At 64.7% G+C, this 4,892-nt stretch carries 5 protein-coding genes and 1 pseudogene; all 6 read left to right on the top strand.

Annotated features, from left to right (window positions below):
* The coding region (locus tag AC1DT3_RS12070; protein WP_477465495.1) for an ABC transporter permease at positions 1-1,497 on the top strand (1,497 nt) is incomplete at its 5' end.
* Entirely contained in the window at positions 1,494-2,255 is a 762-nt protein-coding gene (locus AC1DT3_RS12065) for an ABC transporter ATP-binding protein (RefSeq protein WP_477465494.1), read from the top strand. The genes AC1DT3_RS12070 and AC1DT3_RS12065, both read left to right, overlap by 4 nt.
* Positions 2,252-2,995, top strand: coding sequence for an ABC transporter ATP-binding protein (locus AC1DT3_RS12060; protein WP_477465493.1), 744 nt, complete (start codon positions 2,252-2,254; stop codon positions 2,993-2,995). Before AC1DT3_RS12065 ends, AC1DT3_RS12060 begins: the two co-directional genes overlap by 4 nt.
* 82 nt (positions 2,996-3,077) lie before the next feature.
* Entirely contained in the window at positions 3,078-3,392 is a 315-nt protein-coding gene (locus AC1DT3_RS12055; RefSeq protein WP_477465492.1) for a 2Fe-2S iron-sulfur cluster-binding protein, read from the top strand.
* 68 nt (positions 3,393-3,460) lie between these two features.
* Entirely contained in the window at positions 3,461-4,501 is a 1,041-nt protein-coding gene (locus tag AC1DT3_RS12050; RefSeq protein ID WP_477465491.1) for an NAD(P)/FAD-dependent oxidoreductase, read from the top strand.
* Positions 4,502-4,578: 77 nt separating this feature from the next.
* Positions 4,579-4,892, top strand: a pseudogene (locus AC1DT3_RS12045) (Zn-dependent hydrolase); the annotation flags it as partial.

Genomic DNA, 4,892 nt, shown 5'->3' with positions numbered 1-4,892 from the left:
GTCGTATGGGTGTTCGGCCCACAGGATATCCTCGGGCCGCGCGCGCCGGGCTTACGGGCGCCGGTGGAGATTCTCGGACGTCGCTTTCCCTCCTATGAACTCGTGCTGATCGCCGCCGGCCCCATTGTGCTCGGCTTCGTATGGCTGATCCTCCGCAAGACGCGTTTCGGAGTTCTCGTGCGCGCCGCGACCCAGGATCGCGAGATGGTCGCCGCGCTCGGTGTCAATCAAGCGTTGCTCTTTACCGGCACGTTGTTCCTCGGAGCGTTTCTCGCCGGTCTCGGCGGCGCGCTTCAGGTTCCGCGCGTGCCGGCGAACACCGGTATGGATCTCTCCATCATCGCGGAGTGCTTCGTCGTCACCGTCGTCGGCGGCATGGGCAGCGTTCCGGGCGCCTTTCTAGCGGCGCTCATCATCGGTCAGTTGCAGGCGTTCGGCATTCTTCTGTTTCCAAAGAGCACGCTCGTCGTCGTCTTCCTTCTGATGGCCGTCACGCTCGCGATCCGCCCCAACGGCCTCTTCGGACGACCTGAGATCCTCGCCGGCGCGCACGCGGTCGGCATCTCGAGCCGCAAGCCGGAACGCTTCGGCATGATCGCAGCCTTGATCGTGTTCTGCGTCCTCGCCGCGCTGCCCATCGCTGCTGACGAATATTCCCTGAAAGTCGGCACCGAGATTCTCATCTTGGCGCTTTTCGCGTTCAGTCTGCAGCTTCTCATCGGCGTCGGCGGTCTCGTCAGTTTCGGTCACGCGGCGTTCTTCGGCCTCGGCGCCTATGGCGCGGCGCTCGGCGTGAAATGGCTTGGCGCGCCGATGATCGGAGCGCTCCCCCTCGCCGTGGTCTTCGCCGCGCTCGGTGCGGTCTTGGTCGGAGCTTTCCTCGTGCGCCTTTCGGGCATCTATCTCGCGATGATGACTCTCGCCGCGGCGCAGATCCTCTACGCGGTCGCCTTTCAATGGGTCGAGGTGACCGGCGGCGACAACGGCATCGTCGGCGTCTGGCCGGCGCCCTGGGCCTCGAGCCGCGCGGCCTATTATCTCCTGACGCTCGCTCTATGCGCGGCCGCCGGTCTGGTGCTCAAACGGATGATCGACGCGCCGTTCGGCTACGCCTTGCGCGCCATGCGCGATTCGCAGGCGCGAGCCGAATCGATCGGTCTTTCGATTCGCACGCATCGCCTGTTCGCCTTCGTCGTCGCCGGCGCAGGGGCCGGCCTTGCGGGCGGTCTCTACGCGTTCTCGCGCGGGTCGGTCGATCCGTCGCTCCTCGGCATCCCCACCTCCGTCGACGCGCTCACGATGCTTCTGATCGGTGGCGTGCAGACCTTGCTCGGGCCCCTTGCCGGGGCCGCGGTGCTGCACACGCTGCGCGACCAGATCATGCCGATCACGCCCTATTGGCGCTTGTTCCTGGGCGCCAGCATCATCGCCATCGTGTTGATCTTTCCACGCGGGCTCATCGGCACGCTCAGGCAGTGGCGCGAGGCGCGGTCATGACCCTTCTCCTGGTTCAGGACCTTGCGAAATCCTTCGGCGGCGTCACGGCCGCGCGCGGCGTCGGTTTTCATGTGGAGCGCGGCGAGATGGTGGCGCTGATCGGCCCCAACGGCGCCGGCAAGTCGACGGTCTTCAACATGATCGGCGGACAGTTGAACGCCGATCACGGCCGGACGCTTCTCGACGGCGCGGACATCACGTCCACGTCGCCTCAAGAGCGTTTCCGTCTGGGAGTCGGACGGACATTCCAGGTAGCGCAGGCATTCTTGTCGATGACCGTCATCGAGAACGTGCAGATGGCGCTCATGAGCCACCATCGGGAAACACGCCGGGTATGGGAAAAGGCGCGGTCCCTGCACACCGGCGAGGCCCTCGCGCTTCTGGAGCGCGTCGGTATGGTCGCTTCCGCCGACCGGCCCTGCGCAACTCTCGCCTATGGCGACGTCAAACGCCTCGAACTCGCCATCGCGCTCGTCGGCGCGCCGAAGCTCCTTCTCATGGACGAGCCCACCGCGGGCATGGCGCTGAGGGAACGGGGCGCGCTGATGGATCTCGTCAGCTCCATCGCGGCCACGGCCAAGATCGGCGTTCTGTTCACCGAGCACGATATGGACGTGGTCTTCGGCCACGCCGATCGCGTTCTCGTCCTTCTGCGCGGTGCGATCATCGCCGCCGGCTTGCCCGAGGACATCAAGGCCGACCCGCGCGTTCGTGAAGCCTATCTCGGCGACAGCCACGCGTTCGCGAGGCCCGCATGACACCGCTCCTCGACGTTATCGGCCTGCGGGCCTCCTACGGCCGCGCCCAGGTTCTTTTCGATTTGTCGTTCCGGCTTGCCGCCGGTGAGGTCGTGGCGCTCGTCGGTCGCAACGGGGCCGGCAAGACGACGACATTGAAGGCCATCATGGGCCTCGTCGCGGCAGACGCGCGGGTCCTGTCGTTCAAGGGCCGATCGCTCGTTGGATTGCCGACCTACCAGATCGCGCGGATCGGCCTCGGCTACGTGCCGGAGGACCGACGGATCTTCACGGATCTGACGGTCGACGAAAACCTCGAGGTCGGACGCCGGACGGGCCGGCCCGGCCATTCGCCGTGGAGCGCGGACCGGTTGTTCCAGCTCTTTCCCAACCTTGCGGAGATGCGCAACCGGCGCGGCAACCAGATGTCGGGCGGGGAGCAGCAGATGCTCTCCATCGCCCGGACGCTGATGGGCAATCCCGACGCGATCCTCCTCGACGAGCCCTCCGAAGGGATCGCGCCGGTCATCGTCCAGACGATGGCGGAAGCGATCAGGGCGATGAAGGCCGAAGGGGTCGCGGTTCTGCTGTCGGAGCAGAACTGGGCTTTTGCGGGGGCCATCGGCGACCGCGCCTGCGTCATCGAGCGCGGCGAAATGCGGTTCGATGGCCCGATGACCACGTTTCTCGCCGACGAGGATTTGCGATCGGAAACGCTCGGCGTTCAGGGCGGAGCAGACCGGCCGGAAGGCCGATATTGACGGATCGGGGCGGAACGACGATATCCACCCCGTGCTCGGCACGACCTCCTCAACCCAAGCCGTTTCAAGGAATTTCCCATTCATGGGCGTCATCCATGTGACCGATCGCTCCGGCCACCGCCACACCCTCGAAGCCGTCGAGGGCTGGCGAATCATGGAGATCATCCGCGATTGGGGTCTTCCCATCGAGGGCCTCTGCGGCGGAGCTTGCGAATGCGCCACCTGCCACGTTTTCGTGGCCCACGAATGGTTCGGCAAGCTCTATCCGGCCACCGAGGAGGAGGAAGACCAGCTCGATACGGTCGTCACCCAGGCCAATTCGCGCCTGTCCTGCCAGATCCTGTGGACACCCGAGCTCGACGGCCTGGAGCTGACTCTCGCCCCAACGGGCAACTGATCCGCGCTCGACGCATTGCAAAACGCGGGAGAAAATGCTTTTCGGGGTTCCGATCGAAGGAGCCTATCATGACCGACAACATCGAAACGGACGTCGTCATCATCGGAGCAGGGCCGGTCGGCCTGTTCGCCGTGTTCGAATTGGGTCTCCTCGATATCAAGTGTCACCTGATCGACATTCTGCCGAAGGTCGGCGGGCAATGTGCCGAGCTCTATCCCGAGAAGCCGATCTACGACATTCCGGGCTTCCCGATGGTGACCGGCCAGGGCCTCGTCGACAACCTGATGGCCCAGATCGAGCCGTTCCATCCGAGCTTCCATCTCGGCGAGATGGTCGAGAGCGTCGAACCGCTGGGAACCGCAGAGGCACCCCTGTTCCGCGTCAAGACCGACGCCGGCACCACCTTCACCTGCAAGGCGCTCATCATCGCGGCCGGCGGCGGCTCGTTCCAGCCCAAGAAGCCGCCGATCGAGCATATCGAAGCCTATGAAGGCACCGGCGTGTTCTATGCCGTCCGCCACATGCAGATGTTCAAGGACAAGAAGATCCTGATCGTCGGCGGTGGCGATTCGGCCCTCGACTGGACGGTGAACCTGCAGCCGTTGGCCAAGCGCCTGACCCTCCTCCATCGCCGCGATGCCTTCCGCGCCGCTCCGCATACGGTGGAGAAGATGCGTTCGCTCGTCGGCTCCGGCGATATGGACCTCCACCTCGGCCAGATCGTCGAGCTGAAAGGCAAGGCGCCCGTTCTGGAGGGCGTCGTCATCCGCAAGGACGACGGTTCGACCTTCGAAGTCGCGTGCAACGTGATCCTGCCGTTCTTCGGCCTGACGATGAAACTCGGCCCCGTCGCCGATTGGGGCTTGAACCTCCACGAGAATCTCGTTCCCGTCGACACCGAAAAATTCGAGACGAATGTTCCTGGCATCTTCGCCGTCGGCGATATCAACACTTATCCGGGTAAGCTGAAGCTCATCCTGTCGGGCTTCCACGAGGGCGCACTCGCGGCACAGAAAGTGCATCGCTACGTCTATCCGGAAAAGCGGCTGCTGTTCCAATACACCACGTCGTCCACGAGCCTGCAGAAGAAGCTCGGCGTCGTCGCCTGATCATCCGCGCCTCTCTTGTCGAACGCTCGTCGCCACGCCCTCTTGCGCGTTGGGAACGTTCCTGAAACGGTTGGCCCATGAAGCCACTTTCAGATCTTTCCCTCGGCCGGCGCGTCATGACGCTCATCGAGGATCTTGCGCGCCACACGGATGAGCCGGGGCGTCTCACGCGCCTCTATCTCTCGCCCGCGCACCGCACCGCCGCACAGACGACGCTCGCCATGATGGAGGGTGCCGGGATGGCGAGCCACATCGACGCTTTGGGATCCGTCGTCGGACGGCTGGAAGGCGCTGATCCGGCTGCTCCCGCGCTGATCATCGGATCGCATATCGATACCGTCGTCGACGCCGGCCGCTATGACGGCAATCTGGGAGTCGTGCTCGGGATCGT

It is taken from the genome of Microvirga sp. P4_G7, assembly GCF_056401005.1.
This window is presented reverse-complemented; position numbering and strand designations above follow the sequence as displayed.

Excerpts from the sequence above, each read along its gene's own strand:
- AC1DT3_RS12065 (WP_477465494.1), top strand. The coding sequence starts at position 1,494 with ATGACCCTTCTCCTGGTTCAGGACCTTGCGAAATCCTTCGGCGGCGTC.
- AC1DT3_RS12060 (WP_477465493.1), top strand. The coding sequence starts at position 2,252 with ATGACACCGCTCCTCGACGTTATCGGCCTGCGGGCCTCCTACGGCCGC.
- AC1DT3_RS12055 (WP_477465492.1), top strand. The coding sequence starts at position 3,078 with ATGGGCGTCATCCATGTGACCGATCGCTCCGGCCACCGCCACACCCTC.
- AC1DT3_RS12050 (WP_477465491.1), top strand. The coding sequence starts at position 3,461 with ATGACCGACAACATCGAAACGGACGTCGTCATCATCGGAGCAGGGCCG.